Source organism: Brevibacterium otitidis, from assembly GCF_042429315.1.
GTDB classification, from domain to species: Bacteria; Actinomycetota; Actinomycetes; order Actinomycetales; family Brevibacteriaceae; genus Brevibacterium; species Brevibacterium otitidis.
On the sequence record NZ_JBHMAU010000035.1, the window covers coordinates 1 to 14,655 of the forward strand.

The window sequence follows — 14,655 nt, forward strand, 5'->3', positions numbered from 1 at the left end:
CACGAACTGGAAACAAGCCCTGGCCCAGCTCGCTGTGGCCTTCCCCGACCGCATGGAACCCTACCTGTGAAAACCGCCCCATACACACTCAAGTTGACAAGCCCTGTGCGAACTTCCATCATCGGAAGACCTCGACGTCTATCCGGGCAGCGCCACGCCGTGTCCTGGAATCACTGATCCACACCCTCAATTACGAAGAGCCACTTTAACCCCCGCTGATCTCAAGGACCTCGACAATGCCTAATTCTACGTGCCCTTGCGCTGTTGCTCTGGATCGCTGTGCCAGGTGTGACGTCCTGCTCGGATTGCCTGACTTCCACCTCATCCACGCCGAGGTCACCGACACCGCCGTCGTCCTCGACATCGAGGCCTGCGACCCGCTGACCGGCTGCCCCGGATGCGGCGTCATCCCGACCGGCCACGGACGCGTCACTGTGACCCTGGTCGACGCCCCATCCGCTGNACTCAGGTCAGCAGCGCGCGGTCGTCAAGCTGTGCGCCCTTGACCTTGGCGAATTCGCCGAGCAGGTCCTTGACCGTCAGCTTCTCCTTGGTGGCGGCGTCGGCTTCGTAGATGATGTCGCCTTCGTGCATCATGATGATCCGGTTGCCCAGGGCGAGCGCCTGCTCCATGTTGTGGGTGACCATGAGGGTGGTGAGGTTGCCCTGAGTGACGATCCGCTCGGTCAGCTTGGTCACCAGCTCCGCCCGCGAGGGGTCGAGGGCGGCGGTGTGCTCATCGAGCAGCAGGATGCGCGGCTCGGTGAAGCCGGCCATGAGCAGCGACAGCGCCTGCCGCTGACCACCTGAGAGCAGCCCGACTTTCGCCTTCAGCCGCTTCTCGAGTCCGAGGTCGAGGCTGGTGAGCTCTTCTGCGAAGGCCTCCCTGCGGGCTTTCGTCAGGCCCCGCCCCAGCCCGCGCCGGCGTCCCCGGTTGAGGGCCAGTGAGAGGTTCTGCTCGATGGTGAGGTCGGGCGCGGTGCCGGCCATCGGGTCCTGGAACACCCGGCCGACGTAGCGGGCGCGGGAGTACTCCTTCATCCGGTTGACCTTGACGTTGTCGATGGTGATGGTCCCGGCATCGACCGGCAGCCGCCCGGAGATCGTGTTGAGCAGCGTCGACTTGCCTGCACCGTTGGAGCCGATGACGGTGACGAAGTCGCCTTCGTCCAAGTGCAGGGACAGGCCCTGCAGGGCCCGGCGCTCGTTGACCGTGCCGGGGAAGAAGGTCTTGGAGATGTTCTCGATGCTCAGCATGCTCAGCTCCCCTCTGCCGTGGTGGCGGGTGTTGCGACCGGTGCCGGCTGTGTGTCCGGCGCCAACTGGCCCGGCGCGCGGTTGCCGCGCCCGCGCAGGGATGGGATCTTCTTGAGCAGACCCCAGCGCGGCAGCAGCAGGGCTGCGACGACGAGGATCGCGGTGACGGCCTTCATGTCGTTGGGGTTGAGGCCGTAGCGCATCGCATAGAAGATGATGAGCCGGTAGATGACCGAGCCGAGGATCGCCGCGAAGCTGGCGATGACGATCGTGCGTGAGCCCAGCAGCGCCTGGCCGACGATGACCGAGGCGAGTCCGACGAGGATGAGGCCGACACCCATCGCGATGTCGGCGAAGCCCTGGTACTGGGCGATGATCGCACCGCAGGCGGCGACGAGCCCGTTGGACAGGGCAAGGGTGAGGATCGTCGTGTTGTCGGTGTTGACGCCGAGGGAGCGGATCATCTCCTTGTTGTTGCCGGTCGCCTGGATCGCCAGGCCGAGGTTCGTGGTGAGGAACCAGTCGACGACGAACTTGAGCACCAGCACGGCGAGCAGGAAGGCCGCCACCGACATCCAGGTGCCCATGATCCGCTCCTCTTTGAGCGGCGTCATGATCGTCGTCTCTCTCAAAAGCGGCAGGTTCGCCTTGCCCATGATCCTGAGGTTGACCGACCACAGGGCGATCATCGTGAGGATGCCGGCGAGCAGCCCGTCGATTCCGCCCTTGGTGTGCAGCAGCCCGGTGATGATGCCGGCGAGCACGCCGGCCCCGCCGGCGGCGACGGTGGCGACGATCGGGTTGACCCCGGCGATGATGAGAGCCGCTGCGGTGGCCGCTCCGGTGGTGAAGCTGCCGTCGACGGTGAGGTCAGGGAAGTTGAGGACTTTGAACGTCAGGTACACCCCGAGCGCCATGACGCCGTAGATGATGCCGAGTTCGAGTGCGCCGATCATAGTGTGGTGAGATTCTCCGAGTCGTGAGGCGGACTGCAGCGAACGGGAGTGTCCGAAGGGGAAGCACCGTTCGCCGCAGCCCGCACTGTCAGCCTACGCGCCTGTCAGCGCATGGGCACGGTCATTCGACGACGGTGTCAGCCGAGTCGATGAATTCCTGGTCCATCTCAACGCCCATCCGCTTGGCAGCTTCGGGGTTGATGACCAGCTGGTACTCCGACTGCTGCTCGACAGCCATGTTCGCCGGATCCTCGCCGTCCTGGAGGATCTTGAGCGCCATGTCAGCGGTCTGCTTGCCGAGGGCCTCGTAGTCGATGCCGTAGGTCGCTGCCGCGCCCTCTTCGACCTGGCCGGCCTCGGAGCCGATGAGCAGTGCCTCGTTCTTCTCTGCGGCCTGGACCATCGTCGAGATCGCGGAGACGACGGTGTTGTCGGTGGGCACATAGTAGGCGTCGACGTCGCCGAGGGAGTCGGCGGCCTGCGAGACCTCACCGGAGTTCGAGACGGTGGCTTCCTTGATCTCGATGCCTTGCTCCTCTGCGGCTTCCTTGGCCATCTGGACCTGGACTTCGGAGTTGACCTCACCGGAGCTGTAGACGATGCCGACGGACGTGGCGTCGGGGTTGATCTTCTTGACCAGCTCGAGCTGCTCGGCGACCGGGTTGAGGTCGGTGGTGCCGGTGACGTTGCCGCCGGGCTTCTCCAGGCTGTCGACGAGCTGCGCCTCGACCGGATCGGTGACCGCGGTGAAGACGATGGGCTTATCCGAGATCGCCTGGGCTGCGGCCTGGGCGGTCGGGGTGGCGATCGCCAGCACGAGGTCGAGGTCCTGGGAGGCGAAGTTCTGGGCGATCGAGGTCGCGTTGGACTGGTCGCCCTGGGCGTTCTGCTCGTCGTACTCGACGTCGACGCCGGCGTCCTCCATACCCTTCTTGAAGCCCTCTGCTGCGGCGTCGAGCGCTGGGTGCTGGACGATCTGGGTGATGCCGACCTTGTAGGACTCGCCGTCCCCGCCGCCGTCACCTCCGTCGCCGCCGCTGCCGCCACAGGCCGCCAGAACCAGTGCCGCCGATGCTGCCGTGAAGCCAACGGCCATGCGCTTGATCCGCATGTCTTCCTCCTCTGCGAGAGGGCCGCGCACCCCTCTGTGCGCGGCCGCTCAACGAGCTCAACTTAACCCAAGCTGAGCATGACCTGTTAACTATCTCACACAGACTTCGGACATTTTCAGACAGGTGGCCCCCACGGCCGATTCGTTACGGACACTTGACTGAAACGGCCCACTCTCGGCGGACAGCAGGCGTGTGCGTCGTCATATGACGAACCGCGCATGGATCACCGGCCGGCTGTGCTCAACTGAGCTCGACATCACTTCGATCACCAGCCGAGGAGGACCTTCCGATGACCACGATCCGCACCAGCCATGCCGGTTCCCTGCCGCGCACCGAGGCGCTCATCGCCGCCAATCGCACCCGCCGGGAGGGCGCCGCGCCCGAGGCGTTCGAGACGCTGCTGCACGAGAGCGTCGTCGACGTCGTCGCCCGGCAGCGCGCCCTCGGCATCTCCGAACCGAATGACGGCGAGTACGGTCATGCGATGGCCGCCGATGTCGACTATGGGGCCTGGTGGCACTATTCCTTCGCCCGCACAGGCGGGCTGTCGCTGTCCGGCCTCGGGCTGTGGGAGCAGCCGGCGGTGCGCTCAGCGCCGGGCGAGGTGCGGCTCACGAGTTTCGGGGATCGCCGCGACCGACAGCTGTTCCCCGGTGTCTACTCCGATGCGGCCGGCGGTGCCGACACCGGTGAGCAGCCGGACTTCCCGACGGTCACCGGTCCGATCAGCTATATCGGCCAGGAGCAGGTCGCCCGCGATATCCGCAATGTCACGGTGGGTCTGGAGCAGGCCGGATATGACGTCTCCCGCGGGTTCCTCAACTCCCTGTCGCCGGGTTCGGCGGCGCGGATCGCCAATGAGCACTATGCGACGGAAGAGGAGCTCATCTGGGCCTTCGCCGATGTGCTGCGCGAGGAGTACCTGGCGATCACCGAGGCCGGCCTCATCGTGCAGATCGATGATCCCTCGATCGCGGAGAACTTCGATCAGATCAATCCCGAGCCCAGCTATGCGGACTATCGGGCCTTCACACAGATCCGGGTCGAGGCGCTCAACTATGCGCTGCGCGGCATCGACCCGCAGCAGGTGCGCTTCCACACCTGTTGGGGCTCCTGGCACGGCCCGCATGTCACCGATCTGCCGTTTGCGCAGATCGTCGACCTCGTGCTGTCGATCAATGCCGCCGGCATCACCTTTGAGGCCGCGAACGTCCGCCATGAGCACGAATGGCGGATCTGGGAGGAAACGCGGCTGCCGGAGGGCAAGCACATCATCCCCGGCATCGTCTCCCACGCGACGAATGTCGTTGAGCACCCGGAGCTCGTCGCCGACCGCATCGAGCGCTTCGCCCGCCTCGTCGGCCCGGAGAACGTCATCGCCTCGACCGACTGCGGTCTGGGCGGTCGCATCCATCCGGAGATCGCCCTCGCCAAGCTCGAGGCGCTCGTTCAGGGGGCGGAGATCGCCAGCCGGCGCCTCGGCTGAGGCCCCGACGTCCTCTATTCTTCGCTGGTGCGGGCGAGCAGCTCGGTCAGGAGTGCTTCGGCGATGGCGGCCGGCAGTGCTTCGATGAGCGCCATGAGGGGAGCCATCTTCCCAGGCACTCCCCCGCCCACACCGGCGAGCTTGAGCAGCACTCCGCATGTGCGCGGGCTCGGCGCTCGGCCACCGGGATACAGTGCGCCGGCCACACGCCCGAGCACAGCGGCATCGTGCGGGCGTCTGCCGCGCACTGTGTCGGCAGCCTGCTCCAGCGCCGCCAGCAGCTCCGGGAGCACCGACTCCGTCACCGGGGTGATCGTCAGGTGCACGCTGCGCGGCAGCCGCGTGCCGTCGGCCTGCACCGAGCCGGGCTGGTGCTGCAGATGGAAACCGGCTGCCGCGACGGCATCGGCCCAGCGGTGCGGGTCGACGCGCCGGTAGGCGGGGACGCTGTCATCGGCGATGAGCGCGAGCGCCGGTCCGGTCGGCTCGCCCCAGAGGCGCAGCCCCTCGATCCGCTCGGCCGCTGCGGCGAGCGCGTAGGCCGAGCGCCGGCATGAGGCCACCGCCTGCGCGTAGCCGCTTGCGCCGAGGTATTCGACGACCGCCCATGCCGCAGCCAAGGGCGAGGCCGATTTCGATCCCAGCAGAGTCGGGTTGACCACCGGATACGCCGGCCAGGAGGTGGTGGCGAAGAACTGCCTGCGGTGCCGGGCCCGACCGCGGTGCAGCAGCACCGACACGCCTTTGGGCGCGTAGCCGAACTTGTGGAAGTCCGCGGACATGCTTGTGACCCCCGGCACTGCGAAGTCCCATGCGGGCGCGCCGTCCCACCATGGCAGCGCCAGGCCGCCGAAGCACGCATCGACGTGCAGTGAGATCCCGCGTGCCCGGGTGTGCGGGGCGACCTGGGCGATCGGGTCGATGGCGCCGGTCGGATAGGCGGGGGCGGAGAGGACGACGAGCGCCACATCCGTTCCGAGATGCGCGAGGACGTCTTCGGCTCGGGCGCTGCCGTCGGCCTGCACCGGCACGGGGTCCCATGCGAGGTCGAACAGCCGTGCGGCTTTCTGGAACGCCGCATGCACGGTCGACAGGGTCACGAGCCGCGGCCGCGCACGCGAGCGCGGATTCGCCTCCCGCCACAGGTCGCGCGCGGTCTTCACCGCCAGCAGGCATGATTCCGTCCCGCCGCTCGTCACGGTGCCGAACACGTGTCGGGGTCTGCCGTGCATGATGCGGGTGGCGAAGCGCACGAGCTCGCCCTCCATCGCCGCGATGGACGGGAAGGTGGTCGGGTCGAGCCCGTTGAGCGGTCGTGCCGCCTCCATCGCTTGGGCTGCGAGCGCATCGAGCTGCGCATTGCCCGGGTCGTAGACATAGGACAGCACGCGGCCGCCGTGGGTGGGCGCATCCGCCTGCCGCATCCGCTGCAGCCGGGCGAGGATCTCCTGCGCACGCGCGTCGAGGCTGCTGTGCTCAGTCATCTTCGACCTCGGCTTGGGTGAGGCGGTAGCGCGAGAGCGTCACGAGGCTCAGCACCATGAGCAGCGCCGGGATGACGGAGAAGGAGCAGGCGATCCCGGTGAGCGCCGCGGGCGGCTGCATCGCGGTCGCCTCTGCGGTGGAGGACACGTATCCGGCTGCCGCGAGCACGAGCGTCAGCAGGGTCGAGCCGAGCGCCATGCCGGCGGTCTCCCCTGCCGTCCAGACACCGCCGAAGGCACCCGCACGGTCGCCGCGGGTGCGCGCATCGACGGTGATGACGTCCGGCAGCATCGCCATCGGCAGGGTCTGCATGCCGGCATAGGCTGCACCGGCGAGCACGATCGGCCCGATGATCCAGTAGCCGGGCAGCCAGATGAGCGGAATGGAGGAGACATTGGCTGTGAGGAAGAGGACGCTGGCGATGACGAAGGCGCGCTCTTTGCCCACCCGCCCGGCCACGGCCTTCCAGACCGGAGCCACGAGCAGCGCCGGCGCGATGAGGCACACGAATAGGATCGTGACGGCCCCTTCGTCGTGGAGGAGCCAGCGTGCGACGAACTGTGCAGCCGCGAGCATGAGCCCTGTCGTCAGGCCCTGGATGACGAAGGTCGCCAGCAGTGCGCGGAAGGGCTGGCTGTCGCGCAGCACCTGCCAGCCGCTGCGGTAGTCGTCGAAAAGCGGCACCCGGGCGGCGGAGGCGGCCGGCGCCTCGGGAGCGGGATGCTGCGGCACGATCGTCAGCGCCGCCCACGTTCCGGCGAGCAGCAGCACTCCGGCGCACAGTGCCATGAGGAGGTAGCCGAGGTGTGGGTCGCCTGCGAGTCCGCGGATCTCCGGGCCGCCGCCGCCGAAGATGAGGATCGCGGCGGTGAGCACCACCACGCGCCAGGTCAGCAGGTGTGTGCGGGCGAAGTAGCTGCCGGTGAGCTCGGCGGGCAGCGCGATGTAGGGCACCTGGAAGAGGGAGAAGCACGTGGACGCGAGGATGAAGGCGATGAGCACCCACAGTGCTGCGGCTGCCGGCGGGAGCCCGGCGGGCACGGCGAAAGTGGCGATGAAGAAGATCGGCAGTCCGATGATGCCGATGAGCATGGGCCCGCGTCTGCTGCCGCGCTTGGCATACGCCCGGTCGCTCAGCCCGCCGATCACCGGGTCGATGACGACATCCCAGATCTTCGCGCCCGTCACCGCCGCACCGGCGATGAGTGCTGCAACACCGAGCGTGTCTGTCAGGTAGTAGACCAGCACGAGGCCGGGCAGCGTTGCGAAACCGCCCGTGCCCAGCGATCCGAGAGCGTAGCGGACCACAGTCGAGCGGGGCAGGCTCGGTCCTCTTCGTCCAGCCATAGCCATATCGTACGAGGGTTGGGAGGGTCCCCTCGTCGCGGATGTGTTCAGTCGCGTCAGTCGAGCAGTTCGTGGCGGACGATCGACTGCTCGCGGTCCGGGCCCACGCCGATGACCGACATGCGGCAGCCGGAGAGCTGCTCGAGTGCGAGCACGTAGTTCTGGGCGTTCTCCGGCAGGTCCTCGAAGCTGCGGGCGACCGAGATGTCCTCGTCCCAGCCGGGGAAGGTCTCGTAGATCGGCGTGGCGTGGTGGAAGTCGGACTGGCTGGCCGGCATCTCGTCGTGGCGCACTCCGTCGATCTCGTAGGCCACGCACACCGGGATCTCCTTGATGCCGGTGAGCACGTCGAGTTTGGTGAGCACGTAGTCGGTGAAGCCGTTGACGCGGGCGGCGTAGCGGGCGATGACGGCGTCGTACCAGCCGCAGCGGCGCGGCCGGCCGGTGTTGACGCCGTATTCGCCGCCGGTCTGCTGCAGGCGGATGCCCATGTCGTCGAACAGCTCGGTGGGGAACGGTCCGGCGCCCACACGGGTGGTGTAGGCCTTGACGATGCCGATGACGCGGGTGATGCGGGTCGGTCCGATACCGGCTCCGATGACGGCGCCGCCGGCGCTCGGGTTCGAGGAGGTGACGAACGGGTAGGTGCCGTGGTCGACGTCGAGCATCGTCGCCTGCCCGCCTTCCATCACGACGACCTCACCGGCGTCGAGCGCCTCGCCCAGCAGCAGCGAGGTGTCGCACACCATGGGGCGCAGCCGTTCGGCGTACTGCAGGAAGTACTCGACGGTCTCCTCGACCTCGACGGCGCGGCGGTTGTAGACCTTGAGCAGCAGTTCGTTCTTCTGCCGCAGCGCGCCCTCGACCTTCTGCCGCAGGATCGACTCGTCGAACAGGTCCTGGATGCGGATGCCGATGCGCGAGACCTTGTCGGCATAGGCCGGGCCGATGCCGCGGCCGGTGGTGCCGATCGCGCGCTTGCCGAGGAACCGCTCGGTGACCTTGTCCATCGTCTGGTGGTAGGGGGCGACGACGTGGGCGTTGGCTGAGATCCGCAGCGCCGAGGTGTCGGCGCCCCGGGATTCGAGCATCTCGATCTCCTCGAAGAGGGCTTCGAGGTTGACGACAACGCCGTTGCCGATGACCGGGGTGACGTTCGGCGAGAGGATGCCGGCCGGCAGCAGCTTGAGTTCGTACTTCTCCCCGCCGACGACGACGGTATGACCGGCGTTGTTGCCGCCGTTGGGCTTGACGACATAGTCGACACGGGTGCCGAGGATGTCGGTGGTCTTCCCTTTACCTTCGTCGCCCCACTGGGCGCCGACGACAACGAGTGCTGGCATCGAGGAGTTCTCCTTGCTTGACTGCCGTTACTCAGCCAGTCTACGTGAGCCCCTGGTCACACCGGGCGAGCAGGACCCTCTCGTCACAGGCTGTCGGAGGAGGCGATGAGGTCGGCTGCTGCGGGGTCGGATTCGCGCAGGAACCGTTCAATGCGCTGCGCCTCCTCACCTTCGCCAATGGTCGCGGCGGCCCGGCCGAGGGCGTAGAGGGCGCGGAGGAATCCGCGGTTCATCTCATGGGAGTACGGGATCGGACCGGCGCCCCGCCAGCCGGCCTGGCGCAGGGCGTCGAGGCCGCGGTGGTAGCCGACGCGGGCGTAGGCGTAGGAGTCGACGGTGCGCCCTTCGTCATAGGCTTCGTCGGCGAGCACCGCCCAGGCGAGGCTACTGGCAGGCAGATCGCGGGCGACATCGGCGGCTTCGTCTCCGGCTGCCATCCGGGCCCGCGCCTCGGCGTCGGGGTGGTCTGCCGGCAGGAAGGTGGGCTGCGGGCCGATCTGGTCGGCGGAGAGGTTGCCGATGTGCGAGGGGTTTCCGAGCGGCTGGTTCATGACTCCTCCTGGCGGGGTTCAGTCGGTCTTGACGGCTGAGGGCTGGATGCTGAACGGGTTGGCAGCGAAGGCACCGTAGGCTCCGGCGGCGGCGAGCTCGTTGAGCTGGGCTTCGGTCTCGACGCCGGTGACCCAGATCTGCACATCGCTGTCGAACCAGTCCTGCAGGTTCTCAGCATCGGCCGGCACGGCGGCCATCGGCGCGTCGACGGCATCGGGGCCCGCGGCCTCGCCGTCGAACAGCGCCGTCACTCCGGCATCTCCGGCCTGCTTGAGAACAGCAGGATCGTCGCTGCGGACGATGACGCCGTCGCTGCGGCCGGCCTCCTCGGCGGTGGTGATGACCTCGCCGATGGTGTCGGCCTCGACGGCGGGCATGAGGACGGTCGCGCTGCTGAAGGCCTCCAGCGCCTCCGCCCACGTCAGTGTCGTGCCGCCGCGTTCGGAGTCGGGGGCCGGCGCGATCTCGGCTTCGGCGAAGGTCGCGTCGTCGGTCTCGGCGACCGGCTGCTGCAGCCCGAGCGCCTTTGGCTCGGCCTCCGGATCGGCGAGCACGAGGGTGCCGTCGGCGGTGCGGGCGAGGTCGACGGCCGGCAGATAGCCGAACTTCACGTCCTCGGCCAGCGCCTCCTTCGAGTTGGCCGGGTAGAGCGCCGAACCGCCCTGCACCGCGGCGACGACGGGGCTGTTGAGGCTTGCGACGGTCAGGGACTTCGCGGGGCTGAGCATGCTAAAGGTCACGAGGCCGAGCACACCGACCACTGCGACACCGAGGGCGAGGAGCACCATCGGCGAGTTCTTGCGCTCAGGCTGTTCGGGAACCGGTGTCCAGCTTTCGGGGGTCTTCGTCATGAGCGGCTCCGGTCGATCGTCTTCTCCGCTCCGGTGATGGTGCCGCGCAGGAATCCAGCGCCCCAGCTCAGGTGCATGGTCGGCACGATCGCGGCGAACCATGCCCGCTCGCCGGGCGCGCAGTCCCGGGCAGCGGCGGCCACGGCGAGGATCCCTGCCGCGTAGGCTGCGACGGGTCCGTAGCTCGCCCGCCCGAGCACACGGACAGGTGCCGGCAGCCGGCGCATGGTGCCTGAGACCTCGGCGGCGGCGCAGAGGCCCGCGACTGCCGTTCCGAGCACGAGCAGCGGGGGCGCGAAGTAGCGCAGGGAGTTCTTCGCGCCGTAGCGGCGGACGATCTCGGCGCGCCACGTGCCGGTGGCATAGAACTGCTGGGCGACCTTGCGGAAGGTGGAGCGCGGCCAGTAGGTGACCTGGAGGCGGGGGTCGAAGCGGACGCGGCCGCCAGCTTCGCGGATCCGGAGGTTGAGCTCCCAGTCCTGGCCGCGGCGCAGGCTCGCGTCGAAGCTGCCGAGGCGGTCGAAGACCTCCCGGCGGTAGATGCCGAGGTAGGCGGATTCGGCGTCCTGGGCTTCGTCACCGGCGTGGTAGGCCGGTCCGCCGAGGCCGATGCGCGAGGTGTAGGCGCGGGCGACGGCCTTCTGCAGCGGGGTGCGGCCGCGGGCGAGCATGAGCCCACCGCAGTTGGCGGCCCCGGTCTCGCGCAGCACGGTGATGCCGGTGGCGGTGTAGTCGGTGGTGAGCTCGGAGTGCGCGTCGACGCGGATGATGACCGGCTGGCTGGTGGCCGCGACCGCGAGGTTGAGGCTCGTGGGGGTGTCGCCCTGCGGGTTGTGGACGAGACGGATGCGCGCGTCGGTGGCGGCGAGCTCGGTGGCGATGGCCGTGGTCTCGTCGGTCGACGGGCCGAGCGCGAGCACGACCTCCTTGGGCCCGGCGTAGTCCTGCGCGAGGATCGTGCGGACTGCCGCGGCGAGGTGTTCGGCTTCGTTGAGCACCGGCATGATGTAGGACACGCCGGGGGTGGCCGGGAGTGCGGGCAGGGTCTCCGGGGCGAGGCTGATGGTCACTTGTACCGCTCGTATTCGTCGACGACGTCGTCGGTGTCACCGTCGGCGAGCAGCTCGCCCTTCTCGATCCAGATGGTGCGGTTGCAGGTGTCGCGGATCGAGCGCATCGAGTGGGAGACGAGGAAGACGGTGCCGGCACGTTCGCGGATGTCGCGGATGCGGGCCTCGGAGCGCTTCTGGAACTGCTTGTCGCCGACGGACAGGGCCTCGTCGACGATGAGGATCTCGTGTTCCTTGGCGGTGGCGATGGCGAACTTCAGGCGGGCGCTCATACCGGAGGAGTAGGTGCGCATCGGCATGTCGATGAAGTCCTCAAGCCCGGTGAACTTGACGATCTCGTCGTACTTCGCGTTGATCTCCGCGCGGCTCATCCCCATCGCGAGTCCGCCGAGGATGATGTTGCGCGAGCCGGACAGGTCGCTCATGAGTGCGGCACCGACGCCGAGGAGGTTGGGCCTCGACTTCGCGTAGACGGCTCCCTTGGTGGGCGGGGTGAGCCCGGTGATCGTGCGCATGAGCGTCGACTTGCCGGAGCCGTTGGTGCCGATGATGCCGATGGATTCGTTGGCATAGGCAGTGAAGGTGATGCCCTTGAGCGCGTGGACGGTGCGCAGTTCGCGGCCGCGCTGGAGGAGTCCGCGGGTGGCGCTGGGGGTCAGGCGCTTGCCGGTGGCCAGGGTCTTGAAGTCGACGTAGAGGTCGTCGACGATGACGACGGGCTGGCCGTCTTCGGGACGGCTGCCGTCGTAGGTGCGGTGCTCAATCGTCTCGGCCATATCGCTCCTCAGCTTTCCAGAAGAAGACGATGCCGATGCACAGGATGACAACGGCCCAGATGGCGTGCTTCCACCAGAAGTCGACGGGGATCTCGTACTCCGGCAGCAGGATGCCGCGGGCGATGGCGAGCACCTCGTAAAGCGGATGCCAGTCGTAGACGGCCGCAATGGCCGGGTACTTGTCGAGGACCGTCGCCGGGTCGAAGAAGACGCCGGAGGTGTAGAAGATCATGCGGGAGATGTAGGGCACGAGCTGGCTGAGGTCGCGCAGGTGGACGGTCAGGCGGGCGAAGATGAGGGCTACGCCTTGGTTGAAGACCCAGAAGATCAGCACGAGGGGGATGAGCAGGAACCAGCTGAACTCCGGCCTGGCACCCCACAGCATCGTCAGGATGATCATGAGCGCCAGGGTCGGCACGAAGTTGAGCAGGTTCTGCAGGACGGTCGAGACCGGCAGGACGAGGCGCGGGAACGGCAGGGACTGCACAAGTGCGGAGTTGCTGATGATCGACTTGGCGCCGCCGTTCATCGAGGAGTTGAAGAACTCCAGCAGGAAGACGCCGATGATGACGTAGGGGACGAATCCCTTAGGCCGCATGTCCCCGAGCACGAGGCCGAAGACGAGGCCGTAGATGAGTGCAGAGAAGATCGGCCGCAGCAGCACCCACAGCATTCCGAGGCGGTTGCGCTCGTTTTCGCTTTGGATACGGAACTTCGCGAGGCTGAAGATGAAGTCGCGCCGCCGCCATACCTCTTTCAGGTAGTGGGTCAGCGGCGGGCGGGCACCAACTCTGTCGAGTGAGTACTTCGCCGCCATCTCAGGCATGCTCATGGTGCGCAGAACGCCCTTCGTCGGTTACAGGATCGGTGCGGAACAGACACATTGTAATCAGCCCCGCTCTATGCAGTGTACGAGGCTGGCCGCTCAGTTGCGCAGGCGGCGCTCCCATGCCCGCAGATCGAACGCTGTCGCTGCCGCGCCGGGAGGAGTCTCTGCTGCTTCGGTGATGCCGGTGACGTCAGCGACATCGGACAGCGTGGGGCGATCTGCTGCTGGGCGCGCCAGCAGCTTGCGTGCCGCGTTGTGAGCTGGCGGCTGGTTGAGGGTTTCGGCTCCGCAGAGCACGTCCTCATGGAAGTGCAGCACCTGGAACCGACCGGATGAGGTATCTCCGCTCACGAGCGCCGCCTCGGTATCCGTGACTCGGCCGGCGGCGAAGACACGTTCGGATCCCTGGAAGCTCCAGTGCCACGGGACATCGATCCATTCAGATTCTGCTGGGGCACCTGCCGCCAGCTGCTCCCCCAGCCATGCTCCCTGTGATGACGCGGCGGCTTCGGATTCCATCGGTCCGGCACCGGCGAACGGCCCGGTCGACAGCTGTGCCAGATCGCCGATGGCCCAGACTCCGCTGACTGGCTGCCGGCTGCTTGTCACCTGCATGCCGCCGGTGACGCTGAGGTGCCCGCTGCCGCTTCGGTCCCAGGATTCGGGCAGCCACTCTGTCAGCGGTGACCCGCCGACGGCTGCAATCCAGAGGTCGTGAGCGGCGTAGTCACTCGGGTCGGCCTCGAGCACGAACTGGACTCCCGCCTCGGCGTGCCGCTCCATGAGCGCGCGGCCGATCGATTCGTGGTGCCGCCCGATGAGCGGACGATCTCCGCGGAGATACACAGTGGCGCTGTGGCCGGCGTCTGCTGCTCCGCGCGCAGCTTCCAGGGCGAGGTATCCCGAGCCGAGAACGCCGATGTCTGCACCGGGGGTGACAGCTGCGCGGATCGCCTCGGCATCAGCGGACGTGCGGATCGTGTGCACCGGCCCGCCGGGCAGTTCGGTATGCGGACGTCGTGCCTGCAGCCCGGTCGCGACGACAAGAGAATCGCACTCGAGGCGCTGACCGTCTGCCAGCCGTAGGCTCCGCCCATCGGCTGCGACCTCAGCCACGGTTCCCTCCACCAGCCGGACGCTGCCCGCCAGCTGGAGTGGGACAAGGTTGAGCTGCTCGGCGAAGAGGGTCTTCGAAAGCGGCGGCAACTCTGTCGGCTCAGGCCGCGAATCGATGAGGACAACGTCTGCTGTTCCGCCGGCGCCTACATATGCACTGGCACATTCGGTTCCGGCTAAGCCGGCTCCGACAATGGCAAGAGTCTCCATGCGTTTCATCGTCTCACCGATCCCAGCTGCAGTCATCCTGCCTTGGAATCAGGTGGGGCCTCCGCTATGAAGTTGTGTAAGAACGGTCTGTCTCTGCACCGTGGGGGTGTAGGCAGCGCGGGTCGGGAAACATCACCAGCCAGCCGCGGTGCCGGGCGACGGCGGCGGTGGTGGTGTTTCTTAGGTTCGGGTGAGTGTGAGGAGGTGTTGTGCGTGGGCTTGTCCGATCGGCTGGTCCGGTGGCCCGACATCGGTGGTGTGGCCG

13 protein-coding genes are annotated in these 14,655 nt (G+C 67.6%); 1 reads left to right on the forward strand and 12 read right to left on the reverse strand.

Going from position 1 to position 14,655, the window contains the following annotated elements:
• Positions 1 to 465: 465 nt before the first annotated feature.
• The 3 genes from ACFFN1_RS04680 to ACFFN1_RS04690 form a co-directional block, all read right to left on the reverse strand.
• Positions 466 to 1,257, reverse strand: coding sequence for an ABC transporter ATP-binding protein (locus ACFFN1_RS04680; RefSeq protein ID WP_376839069.1), 792 nt, complete (start codon positions 1,255 to 1,257; stop codon positions 466 to 468).
• A gap of 2 nt (positions 1,258 to 1,259) precedes the next feature.
• Complete coding sequence (locus ACFFN1_RS04685) at positions 1,260 to 2,213, reverse strand: ABC transporter permease (RefSeq protein WP_376839070.1); 954 nt, start codon at positions 2,211 to 2,213, stop codon at positions 1,260 to 1,262.
• A gap of 121 nt (positions 2,214 to 2,334) precedes the next feature.
• A complete protein-coding gene (locus ACFFN1_RS04690; RefSeq protein ID WP_376839072.1) occupies positions 2,335 to 3,324 on the reverse strand; it encodes an ABC transporter substrate-binding protein in 990 nt (329 codons plus the stop codon).
• Positions 3,325 to 3,614: 290 nt separating this feature from the next.
• On the opposite strand from ACFFN1_RS04690, the gene ACFFN1_RS04695 reads away from it, so the two are divergent.
• Positions 3,615 to 4,811, forward strand: a complete 1,197-nt coding sequence (locus ACFFN1_RS04695) for a cobalamin-independent methionine synthase II family protein (RefSeq protein ID WP_376839074.1) — start codon at positions 3,615 to 3,617, stop codon at positions 4,809 to 4,811.
• A 14-nt stretch (positions 4,812 to 4,825) separates the two neighbouring features.
• Here the strand turns inward: ACFFN1_RS04695 and ACFFN1_RS04700 are convergent, their stop codons facing one another.
• The 9 genes from ACFFN1_RS04700 to ACFFN1_RS04740 all read right to left on the reverse strand — a co-directional run bounded on the left by ACFFN1_RS04700 (position 4,826) and on the right by ACFFN1_RS04740 (position 14,390).
• Complete coding sequence (locus ACFFN1_RS04700) at positions 4,826 to 6,295, reverse strand: pyridoxal phosphate-dependent decarboxylase family protein (protein ID WP_376839076.1); 1,470 nt, start codon at positions 6,293 to 6,295, stop codon at positions 4,826 to 4,828.
• A complete protein-coding gene (locus tag ACFFN1_RS04705) occupies positions 6,288 to 7,643 on the reverse strand; it encodes an MFS transporter (RefSeq protein WP_376839078.1) in 1,356 nt (451 codons plus the stop codon). The genes ACFFN1_RS04700 and ACFFN1_RS04705 overlap by 8 nt, the downstream gene beginning before the upstream one ends.
• A 56-nt stretch (positions 7,644 to 7,699) precedes the next feature.
• Entirely contained in the window at positions 7,700 to 8,986 is a 1,287-nt protein-coding gene (locus ACFFN1_RS04710) for an adenylosuccinate synthase (RefSeq protein ID WP_376839080.1), read from the reverse strand.
• 83 nt (positions 8,987 to 9,069) lie between these two features.
• Complete coding sequence (locus tag ACFFN1_RS04715) at positions 9,070 to 9,537, reverse strand: DUF3151 domain-containing protein (protein WP_376839082.1); 468 nt, start codon at positions 9,535 to 9,537, stop codon at positions 9,070 to 9,072.
• Positions 9,538 to 9,555: 18 nt separating this feature from the next.
• Positions 9,556 to 10,389 (reverse strand): hypothetical protein, encoded by an 834-nt coding sequence (locus ACFFN1_RS04720; RefSeq protein WP_376839084.1) that lies wholly within the window; start codon positions 10,387 to 10,389, stop codon positions 9,556 to 9,558.
• Positions 10,386 to 11,453 carry a glycosyltransferase family 2 protein gene (locus ACFFN1_RS04725; RefSeq protein WP_376839091.1) on the reverse strand — a complete coding sequence of 356 codons (1,068 nt, stop codon included), beginning with the start codon at positions 11,451 to 11,453 and terminating at the stop codon, positions 10,386 to 10,388. Before ACFFN1_RS04725 ends, ACFFN1_RS04720 begins: the two co-directional genes overlap by 4 nt.
• Before the next feature lie 2 nt (positions 11,454 to 11,455).
• Positions 11,456 to 12,235, reverse strand: coding sequence for an ABC transporter ATP-binding protein (locus ACFFN1_RS04730; protein WP_376839085.1), 780 nt, complete (start codon positions 12,233 to 12,235; stop codon positions 11,456 to 11,458).
• On the reverse strand, positions 12,219 to 13,067 hold the full coding sequence (locus ACFFN1_RS04735) for an ABC transporter permease (protein ID WP_376839087.1): 849 nt from the start codon (positions 13,065 to 13,067) through the stop codon (positions 12,219 to 12,221). The genes ACFFN1_RS04730 and ACFFN1_RS04735 overlap by 17 nt, the downstream gene beginning before the upstream one ends.
• Before the next feature lie 93 nt (positions 13,068 to 13,160).
• Positions 13,161 to 14,390, reverse strand: a complete 1,230-nt coding sequence (locus ACFFN1_RS04740; protein WP_376839089.1) for an FAD-dependent oxidoreductase — start codon at positions 14,388 to 14,390, stop codon at positions 13,161 to 13,163.
• Between the last annotated feature and the right edge of the window lie 265 nt (positions 14,391 to 14,655).